14 protein-coding genes are annotated in these 15,538 nt (G+C 72.1%); 8 read left to right on the top strand and 6 right to left on the bottom strand.

What is annotated here, in order from left to right:
* Positions 1 to 26 precede the first annotated feature (26 nt).
* The 4 genes from ACZ51D_RS11050 (at position 27) to ACZ51D_RS11065 (ending at position 5,644) form a co-directional block, all read left to right on the top strand.
* Positions 27 to 1,052 (top strand): hypothetical protein, encoded by a 1,026-nt coding sequence (locus tag ACZ51D_RS11050; RefSeq protein ID WP_465661938.1) that lies wholly within the window; start codon positions 27 to 29, stop codon positions 1,050 to 1,052.
* Between the two features lie 561 nt (positions 1,053 to 1,613).
* A complete protein-coding gene (locus tag ACZ51D_RS11055; RefSeq protein ID WP_465617274.1) occupies positions 1,614 to 2,198 on the top strand; it encodes a hypothetical protein in 585 nt (194 codons plus the stop codon).
* A 48-nt stretch (positions 2,199 to 2,246) separates the two neighbouring features.
* Entirely contained in the window at positions 2,247 to 4,634 is a 2,388-nt protein-coding gene (locus ACZ51D_RS11060) for a LamG domain-containing protein (RefSeq protein ID WP_465661940.1), read from the top strand.
* 215 nt (positions 4,635 to 4,849) lie between these two features.
* Entirely contained in the window at positions 4,850 to 5,644 is a 795-nt protein-coding gene (locus tag ACZ51D_RS11065) for an NAD-dependent epimerase/dehydratase family protein (RefSeq protein ID WP_465662037.1), read from the top strand.
* 39 nt (positions 5,645 to 5,683) lie between these two features.
* Here the strand turns inward: ACZ51D_RS11065 and ACZ51D_RS11070 are convergent, their stop codons facing one another.
* The 3 genes from ACZ51D_RS11070 to ACZ51D_RS11080 form a co-directional block, all read right to left on the bottom strand.
* The gene (locus ACZ51D_RS11070) at positions 5,684 to 6,457 is read right to left on the bottom strand and encodes a class I SAM-dependent methyltransferase (protein WP_465661941.1); all 774 of its coding nucleotides are present in this window, start codon (positions 6,455 to 6,457) and stop codon (positions 5,684 to 5,686) included.
* A gap of 183 nt (positions 6,458 to 6,640) precedes the next feature.
* The gene (locus tag ACZ51D_RS11075) at positions 6,641 to 6,868 is read right to left on the bottom strand and encodes a DUF397 domain-containing protein (protein WP_465617280.1); all 228 of its coding nucleotides are present in this window, start codon (positions 6,866 to 6,868) and stop codon (positions 6,641 to 6,643) included.
* Complete coding sequence (locus ACZ51D_RS11080; protein ID WP_465617282.1) at positions 6,865 to 7,713, bottom strand: helix-turn-helix domain-containing protein; 849 nt, start codon at positions 7,711 to 7,713, stop codon at positions 6,865 to 6,867. The genes ACZ51D_RS11075 and ACZ51D_RS11080 overlap by 4 nt, the downstream gene beginning before the upstream one ends.
* Positions 7,714 to 7,840: 127 nt before the next feature.
* On the opposite strand from ACZ51D_RS11080, the gene ACZ51D_RS11085 reads away from it, so the two are divergent.
* Together ACZ51D_RS11085 and ACZ51D_RS11090 are read left to right on the top strand one after the other, a co-directional pair.
* Positions 7,841 to 8,209 carry an ATP-binding protein gene (locus ACZ51D_RS11085; RefSeq protein ID WP_465661943.1) on the top strand — a complete coding sequence of 123 codons (369 nt, stop codon included), beginning with the start codon at positions 7,841 to 7,843 and terminating at the stop codon, positions 8,207 to 8,209.
* Entirely contained in the window at positions 8,206 to 8,466 is a 261-nt protein-coding gene (locus ACZ51D_RS11090; protein ID WP_465661945.1) for a hypothetical protein, read from the top strand. The genes ACZ51D_RS11085 and ACZ51D_RS11090 overlap by 4 nt, the downstream gene beginning before the upstream one ends.
* A 243-nt stretch (positions 8,467 to 8,709) precedes the next feature.
* Here the strand turns inward: ACZ51D_RS11090 and ACZ51D_RS11095 are convergent, their stop codons facing one another.
* Complete coding sequence (locus tag ACZ51D_RS11095; RefSeq protein ID WP_465617288.1) at positions 8,710 to 9,075, bottom strand: ArsR/SmtB family transcription factor; 366 nt, start codon at positions 9,073 to 9,075, stop codon at positions 8,710 to 8,712.
* Positions 9,076 to 9,172: 97 nt separating this feature from the next.
* Here ACZ51D_RS11095 and ACZ51D_RS11100 point away from each other — a divergent pair, with 97 nt between their 5' ends.
* Positions 9,173 to 11,164 (top strand): heavy metal translocating P-type ATPase, encoded by a 1,992-nt coding sequence (locus ACZ51D_RS11100; protein WP_465617290.1) that lies wholly within the window; start codon positions 9,173 to 9,175, stop codon positions 11,162 to 11,164.
* A gap of 69 nt (positions 11,165 to 11,233) precedes the next feature.
* Here ACZ51D_RS11100 and ACZ51D_RS11105 read toward each other — a convergent pair whose 3' ends face one another.
* Together ACZ51D_RS11105 and ACZ51D_RS11110 are read right to left on the bottom strand one after the other, a co-directional pair.
* Entirely contained in the window at positions 11,234 to 12,577 is a 1,344-nt protein-coding gene (locus tag ACZ51D_RS11105) for an MFS transporter (RefSeq protein WP_465617292.1), read from the bottom strand.
* 239 nt (positions 12,578 to 12,816) lie between these two features.
* Positions 12,817 to 14,226, bottom strand: a complete 1,410-nt coding sequence (locus ACZ51D_RS11110) for a right-handed parallel beta-helix repeat-containing protein (RefSeq protein WP_465661947.1) — start codon at positions 14,224 to 14,226, stop codon at positions 12,817 to 12,819.
* A gap of 94 nt (positions 14,227 to 14,320) precedes the next feature.
* On the opposite strand from ACZ51D_RS11110, the gene ACZ51D_RS11115 reads away from it, so the two are divergent.
* The gene (locus tag ACZ51D_RS11115) at positions 14,321 to 15,481 is read left to right on the top strand and encodes a Dyp-type peroxidase (RefSeq protein WP_465661949.1); all 1,161 of its coding nucleotides are present in this window, start codon (positions 14,321 to 14,323) and stop codon (positions 15,479 to 15,481) included.
* Positions 15,482 to 15,538 lie beyond the last annotated feature (57 nt).

Below are 15,538 nucleotides of genomic sequence, written 5' to 3' on the forward strand. Positions count from 1 at the left end.
GGGGGCGACCGCGTGAGGACCTCGGCATGACCTACGGAGAGCAGAACCCGTACCAGCAGCAGGGCTACGGGTACGGGCAGGGCTACGGCCATGGGCAGGACTACGGCTACGGCCACGGTCAACAGCCGCGGGTGCCGCTGTGGCAGCGCTTCCGGGGCGAGGAGTGGCCCACGCTGCGGGAGTTGCTGGCGCCCGCGCGCAAGGCGACCGGCTGCTGGGTACTACCGCTGCTCTTCTGCCTGTGGCCGTTCCTGGTCTTCCTCGGCCTCTACCCGATGGCGCGCTCGGCGCGACGGCTGGCCCGGAGGGTGTTCGCCGTGCCGGGCCCGCGGGGGATCACCGACCCGGTGGTGCTGCGGGTGCAGCGGATACGGGGGTGGCTGGCGCTCGTGGCCGGTTTCCTGGTGCTGGCGGTCTACGGTTCGCCGGAGGACTGGAGCGAGGCCAACGACCAGTTCCAGCTCCGGCTGGTGATCACGCCCTGGCTGGTACTGGTGACGGCCCCGGTGGTGGTCGGCATCCTGTTCCGGCTCGCCGGCCCGGCCCTGCGGCCCGCGATGCGCGCCCAGGTGCGGCCGGCCGTGCTGAAGGCACTGCAGTACGTCGGCGCCTGCACGGTGGTGCCGGTGCTGCTCTGGCTCGTCGCCCAGGCACGCGGCTCGGTCCAGGTGGTGCTGGTCGGCGCGCTGGTCGACCTGCTGCTCCTGGCCGCGCCGATCTGGGCGCTGATGTTCGTGGCGTTCGCCTCGCCGACCGTCGTCCGCACGGCCTTCACCCTGGACCGGGTGCACGCCGTCTTCCCACCGGTGCTGACGGGCGTCCTGGTGTGGGAACTCGCCGCGATCGGGCTGCTGTTCGGAGGCCTGCCGCCCGGCCCGCTGCCCGTCGAGCTGGGCGCCGTCGTCGGCGGCCCGGCGACGGTGACCGCCGTCGCCTGGTGGGAGATCCGGCGGCTCCGCACCCACTTCGGGGTGACGCTGCGCGGGGCGCGGGCGGTGGGCGGCGAGGGCGGCAGGGGTGGCGCCGGCGCCCGGCGGCACGAAGAGGAATGAACCGGACGGAACGGGGCAGACGACCGCCGCACAGCCGTCGGCCCCGCCGCGTCCGCCACCGACCGATGGCTGGGCACCTGTCAGACCTCCGGGGTGCGCGCACCCCGGGGTGCCGGGCCGGGCTGTCGGCGGGCAGTCCGGTCCGGTGGAAAAGAAGAATCTGCGTGCCGGATAAGGTAAATGAGGTTTCGTCAGTTCTTGATGTCACATCAATTGTCGGGAACTCGGGATTTCGTGATTTTCCGTGGGTGAGGCCGAGCAAGGGTGCGCCGCAGGCGTCATTGAAACCCTTGATGGCCAGGGGTGATGGCCCTGGCGAAACCTTTCTGCTGCGTGATTTTCCTCAAAGGCGCAAGGGGGGGGTTCATCCGTTTTTAACAGGACTGATCCACCTCTGGATGGCGCGGTATCAGGGCCAGCCCCGTCAGGGTCTTCTGATTTACCTTTGACAGTCCTTTTAAATTTCCATTAAAATCCGCTCCAAACTTCGTCCACATACCCGAAGTCGGCGGCCCGGCGATCACCTCGGACGCCTACCCGGGCTCCAAGGACGCCACCGCGATGCTGCCGTGGACCGACGGCGTCGGCAAGAACGGCCTGTTCACCCTGAAGTCGGCCGCCACCGACGTGGTCAGGTACCAGTGGGCCCTCGACGGCTCGGTGCCGACCGACGTGGCGACCAGCGGCGGCGCCGCGCAGACCGTGCGCGTCCAGCCGCAGACCGCCGGAGTGCACATGTTCTCCGCCAAGGCGATCGACGGCGCGGGCAACGCCTCGCAGTCCGAGACGTACTACTTCAGCGTGCTCTCCGGGCAGACCCAGCGCATCGGTTGGGCGATGGACGACGCGAGCGGCACCAGCGTCTCCGGCGCCGGCGGCGGCTTCGAGGCCACCCCCGACTCCGGCGCCACCCCGGGCGCACCCGGTCACCTCGGCGAGGCCCTCGCCCTGGACGGAACCCCCAACGGCTACGCCGAGACCCAGGGCAACGTGCTGGACACCACCCGGGGCTTCGCCGTGTCCGCCTGGGTCAACCTCGCCGACACCACCCGTAACCGGGTCGCGGTCAGTGAGAACGGCAACTTCGCTGCTCGCTTCGCCCTCGGCCTGATGGGCGGCAAGTGGGCCATGTGGACCTCCAGCTAGGACACCAACGCCGTCTACACGCTGGAACCGGCCTACTCGGACACCCCGGTGGCGCTCAACCAGTGGACCCACCTGGACGGCGTGGACGACTACCTGCGGGGCACCCGCCCGCAGGTGGACGGCAGCCGGGACTTCTCCGTCTCCGCCTGGGTCAAGCTGCCCGCGCCCACCGCCGGTGACACCAACCCCAAGATGGCGGTCACCCAGATCGGCCAGCACAACAACGAGTTCTCGCTGTACTACTCGCCCTACTGGAAGCGCTGGATCTTCGGCCGCTACAAGGAGGACGCCTCCGCCGACACCCTGGTGCGCACCTGGCAGGCCGACTGCACCCCGAACACCCAGGTGAACGGCGTGCCGTGCTTCGCCGGCACCACCGGTGAGTGGACCCACCTGCTGGGCGTCTCCGACACCGCCGCCAAGAAGCTGCGCCTGTACATCAACGGCTACCTGGTCGGCGAGTCCGACTACACCCAGAACGCGCCGTGGGCCAACCCCGGCCCGCTGCAGATCGGGGCGGTCAACCGCGAGGGCGTCAACGCCGAGTTCTTCGGCGGCGACATCGACGACGTGCGGCTCTACGACCGGGTCGTCACCAGCCCGGAGGCCACCGCGATGGTGCAGCAGCGCCCGCAGCTGGCCGGCCGCTGGAAGCTCAACGCGGCCACCGGCACCCCGGCCACCACTCCGGACGAGGGCCCGGCCAAGGCCGGTGCCCAGCTCGGCGGCGGCGCCTCGATCAAGGCCGACGGCGGCGTGCTGCCCAACCCGGGCACCCTACTGCTCGACGGCTCCACCGGCTACGCCGCCACCGGCGCCGTCCCGCTGCACACCGGCCGGAGCTTCACCCTGGCCGGCTGGGCGAACACCGCGGGCATCCCCACCCGGGACATGACGGTCCTGTCGGTGGCCGGCTCCAACAACAGCGCGGTCACCCTGCGCTGGCACGCCTTGGGCAACGACGCCAACGGGCAGCCGACCGGCCAGTGGCAGGCCGAGGTGCGCGACTCCGACGCCAACGGCGCGGTGCGCACCCTGACCACTCACACCCCGGCCTCCTCCGTCCTGGAGAACTGGACGCACCTGGCGGTCAGTTACGACGCCTTCGCGGACCGGCTGGTGCTGTACGTCAACGGTCAGCCGGAGAACCAGCGCTGCGCGGACGGCGACAAGACCTGCACCTCGCACATCTCCTGGGCCTCCGGGTGTTCCGCAGCCCTACGAGGCGGGCGGCGGCGTGCAGTTCGGCCGGAGAAGCCGGTCAAGGGCTCGGACGCCAAGGTCAAGGGGCGCAAGGCCGACACGACCGTCAGCAAGGTCGACGGCAAGCACGGCGAACCGCCCGGAGCGGGCAGTGCCACCGTCGACGTCCCCGGCGAGAAGGGCAAGGCGGTCAAGGCCGGCACGCTGCCGGTCGCGGTCTCCTCCGCCGGCTCGGTGGGCAAGGCGAAGGTCGAGCTGCTCGGCCAGGACGCCGCCACCAAGGCCGGGATCCACGGCGTGCTGCTGACCGTCTCCGGCGCCGACGAGAACAGCGGCCTGGCCGTCGACTACTCGTCCTTCGCCCAGGCGGCCGGCTCCGGCTTCGGCTCGCGGCTGAAGCTGGTGCGCCTGCCCGAGTGCGCGCTGACCACGCCCAAGCGGCCCGAGTGCCGGGTCCAGACCTCGCTGCCGGGCGGCAACGACGTCGAGCGCCAGACGGTGGCCGCGGACGCCCTGACCAGCGCCCCGGCCGGGTCGATGCGGCTCGCGTCGGCTCCGGGGGCGATGGTGCTGGCCGCCACGACCGGCAGCTCCGGGCCGAGCGGCGACTACAAGGCGACCCCGCTGTCCTCCGCGTCGACCTGGTCGACCGCGCTGAACAGCGGCTCGTTCACCTACAACCGTCTGCCGAACTGGAGCGCCGGCAAGTCGGAGACCAAGTCCGTCTACACCGTCCCGGTGTTCGGCAACAACGCCGGTGAGCCGTGCAACGGCGCCGCCCGGGCCCCCGTGGCCGCGCGCGCCGCCGAACGCGGGCGGGCATGGCAGACGTTCGCCGCGGGGTTCCCGCCCGCCGTGCCGTTCGAGGTCTTCGCTGAACGCGCCCGCCAGGACCTCGTCGGCTACCCCGTCGCCCGCGCCCGCGCCGACTACTACGAGCAGCCGCTGATCAGGGCGGCCAACGACTCGCCCGAGGTCTGCGGCCTCTTCCCGCGCCTGACCGACCCGCTCCACCACTTCCGGGGCGACCTGGCGGAGTTCGTCCGCCGTGAGACGGAACGGGTCATCCCGACGAACTGCCTGCTGCTCCTGGACGGTCAGTGGATCGACGGCACCGTCGAGGACTGGGGTCGGAAACTCGGCCGGTCCGGTGACTACCACCGGTTCGCGGACGACTACCTGGAGACCCTGCCGGGGGACTGCCTGGTGATCCGGCTCCGCTTCCACTACTGACGCAGCGCGTGCCCGCACGCGCAGTGCAAAGGGCGGCCCCGGCCGTTCCACCAGCGCCAGGCGCCCTTCGCAGCGCCGTACCTGACTCCGCCGTGTTGGCACGGACTCCGTTTACTGCAAGGACCTCTGTCGTTCCATCAGGTATCGTCGCACCTCGCTGAAATCCGAGCGTCAGTTCGAAGAGTCTGTGAGGAACCATGGACGCGCAACAGAGGGTGGACCAGCCGCGCGAGGTGCTGCTGACCGGTGCCGCCGGCCGTATCGGGACCTGCCTGCGGGAGCTCCTGCCCGCCTACGGCTACCGGCTGCGCTGCTTCGACCGCGCCCCGGTGCCCGGTGAACCCGAGGCGATCATCGCCGACCTGCGGGATTCCGCGGCGCTGGCCTCGGCGACGGACGGCGTCGATGCCGTCGTCCACCTGGCCGGGATCCCGGGGGAGGCGCCGTTCGCCGACATCCTCGCCGCCAACATCGAGGGCACGTACCGGCTCTACGACGCCGCCCGGGCGGCGGGCGTGCGGCGGATCGTCAACGCCGGCAGCAACCACGCGGTGGGTTTCACCGAGCGGCCCGCCGACGGCGCCACCGTGCCGGTGGACACCCCGCAGCGGCCCGACACCTACTACGGGCTCTCCAAGTGCTTCGGCGAGAACCTCGCCTCGCTGTACGCCGACCGGCACGGGATGGAGACGGTCTCGCTGCGGATCGGTTCCTTCACCGCCGAGCCCCGCAGTGTCCGGATGCTCGCCACCTGGCTCAGCCCCGGCGACTGCGCCCGGCTGGTGCACGCCGCGCTCACCGGGCCGGTGGCCGGCCACACCGTGGCCTACGGCATCTCCGCCAACACCCGGGCCTGGTGGGACCTCGCGTCGGCCCGGGCGCTCGGCTACCAACCGCTCGACGACGCCGAGGTGTTCGCCGCCGAGCTGATCGCGAAGCTCGGTGAGCTGCCCGCAGACGACCCGGAGTTCCGCTACCTCGGTGGCGGATTCACGCAGGCCGGGCGCTGATTCCCGAGAATTCGCCCGAGGCGCCCCGAGGATCGGGCGTCACATCCGCCGGACGCGCAGCACGCCGGTCAGCATGGGCAGGGTGAACTCGCCGTCGCCGGTTTCCGGTCGGCTCGCGAGGTAGGCGCGGGTCCGGGCCAGCGCGGCCTCCCGTTCCCGTTCCGGCATGACCAGCATGCCCGCCTTCGTCCCGAGGGTCGCGACGAGGGAGTCGGCGGTCCGGCGCTGCCCGTGCGGGAACTCGGCCTGCTCCGGCGAGTCGAACCGGGCGTCCCCACCCGCCGTGGGACGGTGCAGGCCGGCCGTCTCGGCACGCCAGCCGGCGGGCACGTCGCGCGGGCCGACGGCCGCGCTGCCGCTGACCCGCGCGAGCCCGGCCACCCAGTCGACCCCGTCGTCGAAGACGTTCCACAGCCCGGCCAGGACCCCGCGGGGGGAGAGGACCCTGGCGATCTCCGGGCCCGCGAGGTCCATGTCGAACCAGTGCATGGCGTTGCCGGACACCACGGCGTCGACGGACCCGTCCGGGAGCGGGATCGCCTCGGCGCTGCCCGGCAGCGCGCGCACGGCCGGGAGGCCTCGGCGCAGCTCGGCCAGCATCGCCGGGTCGGGCTCGACCGCGACGACGTCGACGCCCATCGCGAGCAGTGTGCCGGTCAGCTTGCCCGTCCCGGCACCGAGGTCGAGCACCCGCGGCCCGGGCGCCGGTTCGAGCGCCCAGCGCACGGCGGCCTGCGCGTAGTCCGGGCGGTGCTCGGCGTAGGCGCCCGCCGCCGCGCCGAACGACGAGCTGTGGAGCAGCCGTTCATCCATCGCAACTCCTCTGACGTCACTGAGGTGACTGACCTGACTGTCAATGACTGACGCGACCGGGGTAGCCCAGCGTATCGGTGCGACGTACGACGCAAGGGTCCAGTTCTGCTGACCCGACCTCAGAACGCCATGAGAAGGCGGTGCCTCGCCCGACCCGGGCGAGGCACCGCTCAGCGGGACTGCTCAGAGGAGCCCGAAGTCGAACTCCCCGGTGGCGACGGCGTTGACGAAGGCGGAGTGGGCGGCGCGGTCGAAGGACAGGGCGGGGCCACTCGGGTCCTTCGAGTCACGGATGCACGTGGTCGATTCGTTCGGGATGGCGATTTCGACGCAGTTGTCGTTACCCCCGCTGTAGCTCGACTTCTTGAAGGCGAACCCGGTGGTAGAGGCGTCGGGGTGGTGGTGAGTCACTTGATCTCGTCCCTCTGTGCGGTGATGAAGTCGAGCGATGAGTCGACTGACAGGGCCTCGGCCGTGATCTCCTGAAACTTCGCTCGGTAGAGCTCGACGTCGGCTGGTTCCTCAACCCAAAGGCTGCTGATCAGAGCTTCGACGAGGACGACGTCCAGGTCCGCACGTTGGGGAAACCCGAGCAGGGCGAACGCACCGGCCATGCCGGGATGGACTGCTGCTCCTGCCGGCATGACCTGGATGTTGACATTGGACAGGCGGCTCAACGAGATCAGCTTGTCCAGCTGGCCGGACATGATGTCGGGCCAGTTGGCATTCGTCCGGAGTGCGGCTTCATGAATGACGGCCCAGACCTGGACGGGATTCGGCCGGGTGAGGATCGACTGCCGCGCCATCCGGACCTGAACCATGTCCTCGACCGTGCCGCTGGACTCGGTTCGAAGCCGGTCGATGACGATGCGGGCGTACTCGGGAGTCTGGAACAGTCCGGGGATGAACGCCGGCTCGTATGTCCTCAGCGTCGAGGCGTCGGACTCCAGCAGGATCAGATCCGTTGCGGTCGCGTGAAGGACGTCTCGGTAGCTCAGCCACCAACCTCGCTTGCTCCCGTCCTTGGTGATGGCGATCAGTCCGGCCCGGAAGTCCTCGTCGTCACATCCGTAGTAGTCGAGGAGCTTGTTGACGTCCTCGATCTTGGCCGCAGTGTGAGCTGTCTCGATCCGAGTGAGCTTGGGCTGGCTCATCCCGGTGGCCTCTGCGACCACCTCTGCGGTGAGCTTCCGTTCCTCGCGAAGCTTCCGCAGCATGCCGCCGAGCCTCCGCCGCCGAACGGTCGAGACTGCCATGTTGTCCCCTCCTGAGCTGTCAGTTGACCAGTCTGCCTGTGTGAACGGCACCAGCGCTACCAACAACTGGCAGCCTGGGCCGCCGAATTCAGGTTCGATTTGTATATATGCGAGTGGAGGTCTCTTCGTGTTCTCCCTCGAACTTCCCCCTGACTGGTCGGCCGCGCGCGAGGAGTTGCGCGAGGCGACGGCGCGCGCCGGGTGGCAGTCCGACCTGGGCGCCGACGCGGAGCTCGCGTTGCTCGAACTGTTCGTCAATGCCTGGCGGCACGGCGGCAGTCCGTCGCCGCTCGTCGTGATCGTGGTGCTCGACCGGGTCCTCCGGGTCTCCGTCAGCGACGCGAGCCCCGTCCTCCCGATCCAGCGGGACGACTCGGACCCCTACGCCGTCTCCGGCCGGGGGCTGCACCTCGTCCGCTCCCTCACCCACCGCTTCGGCACCGGGCCCCGGAAGTCCGGGAAGTCCTGCTGGTTCGAGCTGGACGCCGCCGCGTGACCGCCGCCGATGGCCGCCCGATCGAGCCGGCCGACCCGCTGATGCGGACCTACACCGAGCCGGAGGTCGCCTACCTGATCGCCGAACTCCAGGAGCGCGGCCGGAAGTTCGGCCTGCTCTGGCCGTCCGTCACCACGGACAGCGTCGTGGACGGCCGCGTGCTCGTCCGCTTCGGCAACGCCCCGGCCGGCACTGTCCTGAACCTGCTCGCCCTCCTTCGGGAGCACGGGAAGGCCGAGGCCCCGTGCGACTCCTGATCGGCCTCGCGGCGTTCCTCGCCATCGCGGTCGTCGCGCTCGGCGCGGTGGCCGCCCGGGGGATGCCCCACCGCCCCGACCGCGAGCGCCGATCGGTGGCCTGACCCACAGCCCGACTCCAGCCGCCCGGCCGGGCCCGCCGGGCGGCCGAAGCATGGCCCTGCCATCGCGTAGCGGTCGTCTCTTGGGGTGTTACCGTTCGCGCGCTACTCGTTACTCGTTCGGGTGTTACTCGTTCGTGCGCTACTCCGTGGTGTCCGGTGCGTCGCTGAGCCCGAGCCGCAGGTGCTCGATGTGGTAGACGGCCTGGTCGAGGAGTGCCGCGACGTGGTTGTCGTACAGCGCGTAGACCACCGAGCGGCCCTGGCGCTGCCCGACGACGAGGCCGAGGTTGCGCAGCAGCCGCAGTTGGTGGGAGCAGGCGGACTGTTCGAGGCCGACCTCGGTGGCGAGTTCGGTGGCGGCGCAGGGGCCCTCGCGGAGGCGGGAGAGGATCAGCAGGCGGGAGGGGGTGGCCAGGGCCTGGAGGGTGGTGGCCACCCGGGCAGCGCTGACGGCGTCCAGGCGTGTGTGCTGGACGGCGGTGGCGGGGGCGGCTCCATGACCCATGCGGCCAATACTACAACTCATCCATGAAGGAGCGTTCATATGTTCATGTATGGTGGATGAGTCCTTGGCTCGCCCTGCCCCGAAGGTCCTCCCCGCCATGCCCTCCTCCACCCTGACCGAGCGCCCCGCACCCCCGGCCGCCCGGCGCCCGGACCCCGCGCCCCGGCGGCGCACCCGGGTGCTCTCGCTGCCCGAAGCCCGCTGGGCCGCCACCGCGACGGCGCTCTTCCTGATCGCCCTGCCGCTCCAGCTGACCGGCGCCCCCGCCTGGGCCTGGGGCCCGCCGGCCGCGCTCGCGTACGCCACCGGCGGCTGGGAGCCCGCCTGGGCGGGCCTGCAGGCGCTGCGCGAGAAGACCCTCGACGTCGACCTGCTGATGATCGTCGCCGCGCTCGGCGCCGCCGCCGTCGGCGAGGTCATGGACGGCGCGCTGCTGATCGTCATCTTCGCCACCTCCGGCGCCCTGGAAGCGCTCGCCACCGCCCGTACCGCCGACTCCGTGCGCGGGCTGCTCGACCTCGCCCCGGCCACCGCCACCCGGCTGCTGCCCGACGGCCGGGAGGAGACCCTGCCGACCGGGGAACTGGCCGTCGGCGACACCGTCCTGGTCCGGCCGGGAGAGCGGATCGGCGCCGACGGGCGGGTGCTCGACGGCGCGAGCGACGTCGACCAGGCCACCATCACCGGCGAACCACTTCCCGTTGCCAAGCAGATCGGCGACGAGGTGTTCGCCGGTACCCTCAACGGCACCGGCGCGCTGCGCGTCACGGTCGACCGGGACGCTTCGGACTCGGTGATCGCCCGGATCGTCGCGATGGTCGAAGAGGCCTCCGAGACCAAGGCGCCGACCCAGCTGTTCATCGAAAAGGTCGAGCAGCACTACTCGATCGGCATGGTGATCGCCACCCTCGCCGTCTTCGCCGTGCCCCTCGCCCTCGGCGCGGCCTTCACCGGCTCACTGCTGCGGGCGATGACCTTCATGATCGTCGCCTCGCCGTGCGCCGTCGTCCTGGCCACCATGCCGCCACTGCTCTCCGCCATCGCCAACGCCGGACGGCACGGCGTACTGGTGAAGTCCGCTGTGGTGATGGAACGCCTCGGACAGACCGACGCCGCCGCCCTGGACAAGACCGGCACCCTGACCGAAGGCACACCCCGGATCAGTGACATCCACCCGCTGAGCGGATCCGGCCTCTCCGACGACGACCTGCTCGCACTCGCGGCCGCCGCCGAACACGCCAGCGAACACCCGCTCGGCCGCGCCGTCGTCGACGCCGCCCGCGCCCGAGGACTCACCCCGGCGCCCGCCGAGGACTTCGCCGCCGTCCCCGGGGCCGGCGTCACCGCCACCGTCGGCGGGCGGGTCGTCGCGGTCGGCGCGCCGGCGCGGCTGATCAACGACCGGACCGACACCGCCTCCACCGAAGCCGCCGAACTCGCCGCCGAACTGGAGGAAGCCGGCCGTACCGCCGCCCTGGTCGAGGTCGACGGCATCCCGGTCGGCCTGCTCGGACTCGCCGACCGGCTGCGCCCCGACGCCGCCGCCACCGTCACCGCGCTGACCCGGCTCACCGGCCGCACGCCGGTGCTGCTCACCGGCGACAACCCGCGCGCCGCCGCCCGGGTCGCCGCCGAGGTCGGCATCGACGAGGTCCGGGCCGGGCTGCTGCCGAGGGAGAAGGTCGCCGCCGTACGGGAACAGGAAGCGGCCGGGCGCAAGGTGCTGGTGGTCGGCGACGGCGTCAACGACGCGCCCGCGCTGGCCGCCGCGCACACCGGCGTCGCCATGGGACGGGCCGGCTCCGACCTGGCCCTGGAGACCGCCGACGCGGTCGTCGTCCGCGACGAACTCGCCACCGTCCCGGCTGTGGTGGCGCTCTCCCGGCGGGCGCGGGGCCTGGTGGTGCAGAACCTGGTGATCGCCTCGGTGTTCATCTCGACCCTGGTGGTCTGGGACCTGGTCGCCACCCTGCCGCTGCCGCTCGGCGTGCTCGGCCACGAAGGCTCCACCGTCATCGTCGGCCTCAACGGGCTGCGGCTGCTGCGCGAGGCCGCGTGGGCCAAGGCCTCTGCCGAGGACGGAAGCTGAGGCCCGGCCAGGCCCAGGCCCGGCTGCCGTACCTCGCCCGGGGGAGGAGCCGCCTCCCCCGGGCGAGGGCTACTTGACCTCGTCCTTGGCCTCGTTTTCGGCAGGGGCGGAGGTGGTGGAAGGAGCGGAGGTGGTGGCGGGAGCGGCGGCGGCCTCCGGCTCGGGGGCCTGGGCCTGAGCGGCCTCCATCGCGGTCATCCGGGGCAGCAGGAAGAGCACGGCGACCAGGAGGACGAGCAGCAGGGTGCCGCCCGTGACGAGCGGGGTCCGGATGCTGGTGACGGAGGCGATCCACCCGCTGAGCGCGGCGCCGCCCATGATGCCGAGTCGGCTCAGCAGCATGTAGCAGCTGTTGACCCGGCCGAGCAGCTCCTTCGGGATGGCCTGCTGGCGCAGCGAGAGCGCCTGGATGTTCCAGGTCACGATGCCGAAGCCGATCACGCCGTACAGCGCCGCGATCTCGAACACCGAGGTGCTGAACGCCATCAGGATCAGCGAGACGCCCATCAGCAGGAAGGAGAGGGCGATCCGGGTGCCCCGGCTGAGCAGGCTGCTGAGCCGGCCGGCCAGGGTGCTCGCGGCGGTGCCGCCGATCGCGCCGGCCGCGAGGACGATGCCGTAGGAGGCGGCGGGGGCCTTCACGACCTTGGTGACCATCAGCACCATCATGGTGGTGCCCATGAAGCAGGTCAGCGCGCCGAGGGTGGAGAGCACGGCGAGCATCCGCACCTCGCGGTGGCGGAACAGCCAGCTGACGCCTTCGCGGATCTCGGTGAGCACCGGGCGGCCGGCCTTGGCGCGGGCGGCGGTGGAGCGGCCGGTCGCGGCGACCAGGACGGCGGCGAGCGCGAAGGAGACGCCGTCCACCGTGAAGGGGAAGCCGGCGGCCACGGCGAACAGCACCGAGCCGAGCAGCGGGCCGATCAGGTTCCCGCCGACGAGCATGTTGGCCTGCATCCGGCCGTTGGCGGTGTCCAGCTGGTCGGGGCGGACCAGCTCCGGGACGGCCGAGGTGGCGGCGTTGGAGAAGACCGTCTCGCCGCAGCCGAGCAGGAAGGCCAGTGCGGCGAGCGCGACCAGCGGCGGGGTGGCGAGGAAGACCCAGCAGGCGAAGCCCAGGACGACGACGGCGCGCAGGGCGTCGATCGTCCACATCAGCCGTCGCCGGTCGGCCCGGTCGGCGAGTACGCCGCCGTACAGCGACATCAGCAGGAAGGGCAGCGACGCGGCGACGGAGACCACCGAGACTGCGCTGGGCGAGTCGGAGACCGCCACCGCCAGCAGCGGCAGGGCCGAGTCCCGCATGCCGTCGCCGACCGAGGAGATCGCCGAGGCGGACCACAGCAGGGTGAACTTCCGGCCCAGTTGCGGACGGCTTTTGGGTGGCTTCTCGGCCAGGTCTGCTGCGGTCACCGACGCAGTATGTCATGTCCGCGGAGGGTCTTTCGGGCGGATTCCGAACTGCCCGTGGTGTCCCGAACTGCCCGTGTCGGCAAGGAAGTCGGGGTCGTCCCGAGCTGTCCGGACTGTCCTGCCGGTTTGCGAACCCTTGACGGCGTTCCCGGCCGGCCAGAGCGGCGGGCTGTCGGGGCGGGCCCGGGGTGTGTGGGTGGCGGCGGGCCCGCCCGGTGGGGTGGTGCGGGTGGGGGTGGTCAGTGCTTCGGGACGGCGTCGGCGGTGTCCGGGAGCGGGTAGGCGGCGGGGTCGACGGGGCCCGGGAGGTCGGTCGCGGGGCGGCCGGGGGCGGCCGGGTCGGGCAGTGACGGCTGGGCGGGCGGGGCCGGGACCTGGCTGAACGGGATGCCGGGCGGCGCCTGGACCGGGGTGGTGCGGCCGGCGGGTACCGGGCCGCGACCCTGGACTCCGCAGCCGGCCACGGCCTCCAGGTTCTCCGGGCTCTGCACGGCGGGCTGGTTGCCGGTGAAGCAGTTGCCCGGGTCGACGGAGGCCATGGTGAGGTCGGTGCCGTTGCCGGTGGCGCGGTTGCCCTCGACGCGGTTGCCGCTCGCCGGGTGGCCGGGCGGGTCGGTGATGACGATGCCGACGGCGCGGTTGCCCTGGACGAGGTTGCGCTGCACCTGGTTCGCCGTACCGCCGCCGATGCCGATCCCGATGCCGTAGCCGCCGTCGGCCTGTTCGGGGGTGTCGGCGGCGTTGTTGTCGGTGACGGCGTTGCCCGCGATGACCGCGCCGTGCTGCGGGGCGAGGGCTTCGAGGTCGTTGGAGTTGACGGTGACGCCGACGCGGTTGCCGGTGACCCGGTTGCCGAGGATGCTCAACCCGTCGGAGGCGTTGGTGAGTTCGATGCCGACGGCGTTGCGCTCGACGGTGTTGCCGCGCACCAGGGTGTCGCAGGGCTTGCACTGGCCGACGTAGATGCCGGAGTCGGCCTGCCCGGAGGCGTACGAGTCCTCGATGACGCCGCCGCGCGCGTCGAAGGCGTAGATCCCGTACAGGCCGTTGTTGTAGGCGGTGACGCGGGTCGCGCGGAAGCCCTGGACGACGGGGAATCGGGCGGTGTCCAGGGGGTCGTAGGCGGAGCCGCCGGCGCCGCGCTGCTGCAGTTTCTCGTCGGTGACGCCGGTGAACAGGACGCCGTTGGCCAGGTAGCCGTGGACGGTCAGGTTCTCGACCACCGAGCCCGGGCCGGTGACGGTGACGCCGTTGACGAGCCGCACGCCGCCGTCGAGGACCACGGTGTTGCGGTCGGTGCCGCGCAGCACGATCCGGGGCTTGGTGATCCGGACGCTCTCGCGGTAGGTGCCCGGCTCGACCAGGACGGTGTCGCCCTCGCGGGCCACGTCCACGGCCTGCTGGATGGTCGGGAAGTTCTGCGGGACGCGAACGACCGTGCCTTCCGGGTGTTGTGCATCGGACGAGGTCGAACCGGTGGACGAGCAGCCGGAGACGGCGAGCGCGGCGGCGGTGAGCAGGGCGGGGAGGAGGTGGCGGAGCGCGGCTCCCCGTGGGGGTGTTGTGGCGGGCGTTGTAGCGGGCGTCGTAGCGGACGTTTCGGTGGACGTTGTGGCGGACCGAAATTGACGTGTGGTCAAAAGTTGCATAAGGCGTGTTCTATCGTCTCCAATGTCGCCCATGCATGCCGAAAACGGAAAGGCGCAGAACCGGCCACGAACTGTCCGAACTGTCCCAAGCGGCGTGGACCGCAGGGCCCTGCTCGCGGGCGGGGCGGTGCTGGCCGCCGGGGTCGGTGCGGGCGTCGGCGCCGGGGTCACGGCGCTGGCCCGCGGGGGCGACGGCGGACGGGCCGCGGCGCCGCCGCCCGAGCCGTCCGTCCCCTTCCACGGCGAGCGGCAGTCCGGGGTGACGGCCCCGCAGCAGCCGGCCACCCAGCTGCTCGCCTTCGACCTGGCGCCCGCCGCGACCTCGGACGGCCGGACCGCCCTGCGGGGCCTGCTCGGAGAGTTGACCCGGGTGCTCGCCGAAGCCGTCGGCGGCACGTCGGCGGACGCGCGCCTGCGCGGCGGCGAACCGGCCCGGCTCAGCAGCCTGCTGGGGGTCGGGCCGGGGCTCGCCTCCCGGCTGGGGCTGAACGTTCCGGCGCCGGTCCTCGCGGAGCTGCCCGCCTTCCCGGGGGACCGGCTCGACCCGGCGCGGGGCGGCGGCGACCTGCTGGTCCAGCTGTGCGCGGCGGACCGGTGGCCGCTGTCCGTCGTCGCCGAACAGGTCGGCGCGGCGGCCGCGGCGGCGGGCGCCGCCGTGCGGTGGACACAGTCCGGCTTCCTGCCCCGGACGGCCGCGGGCACCACGCCGAGGAACCTGTTCGGCTTCAAGGACGGCACGGCGAACCCCGACGAGGACGCCGCCCGGCAGTGGGTCTGGGGCCCGCCGGGCCCGCACCAGCACGGGACGGCCCTGGTCTACCGGCGGATCCGGATGGACACCGCCGCCTTCACCGCCCTCCCCGAGGACCGCCGGAACCTCGCGATGGGACGCCGGGAAGGCGACGGCGCCCCGCTCACCGGCACGGCCGAGCACGACGAGCCGGACATCTACGCGAAGAACCCCGACGGCTCGTACGTCATCCCGGCCACCGCCCACGTCCGGCTCTCCAGCCCCCGGCTGGACGGCGGCGCCCGGATGCTGCGGCGCGGCTACAGCTACGACGACGGACCGGGCGACCGGGGCCTGCTGTTCTGCGCCTTCGTGCGGGACCCGGCGCAGTTCACCCGGGTGCAGAACCGGCTGGCGGCGCGGGACGCGCTCAACCCGTTCCTGGAGCACACGGCGTCGGCGGTGGTGTACGTGCTGCCGGGGGTGACGGAGGGCGGCGTGCTGGGGGAGGGGTTGTTCGGGTGAACCCTCCCGGCGCGGCCCGCTGATCAGCAGTTGGCACGGCTCGCTGGGCATCAGCGG

It is taken from the genome of Kitasatospora sp. NPDC033851 (assembly GCF_055576085.1).

Bases quoted from the DNA above. Each gene is read 5' to 3' on its own strand.
- ACZ51D_RS11095 (WP_465617288.1), bottom strand. From the start codon at position 9,075: ATGGGTCATGGAGCCGCCCCCGCCACCGCCGTCCAGCACACACGCCTG.
- ACZ51D_RS11050 (WP_465661938.1), top strand. From the start codon at position 27: ATGACCTACGGAGAGCAGAACCCGTACCAGCAGCAGGGCTACGGGTAC.
- ACZ51D_RS11070 (WP_465661941.1), bottom strand. From the start codon at position 6,457: ATGGATGAACGGCTGCTCCACAGCTCGTCGTTCGGCGCGGCGGCGGGC.
- ACZ51D_RS11110 (WP_465661947.1), bottom strand. From the start codon at position 14,226: ATGCAACTTTTGACCACACGTCAATTTCGGTCCGCCACAACGTCCACC.
- ACZ51D_RS11100 (WP_465617290.1), top strand. From the start codon at position 9,173: ATGCCCTCCTCCACCCTGACCGAGCGCCCCGCACCCCCGGCCGCCCGG.
- ACZ51D_RS11055 (WP_465617274.1), top strand. From the start codon at position 1,614: ATGCTGCCGTGGACCGACGGCGTCGGCAAGAACGGCCTGTTCACCCTG.
- ACZ51D_RS11080 (WP_465617282.1), bottom strand. From the start codon at position 7,713: ATGGCAGTCTCGACCGTTCGGCGGCGGAGGCTCGGCGGCATGCTGCGG.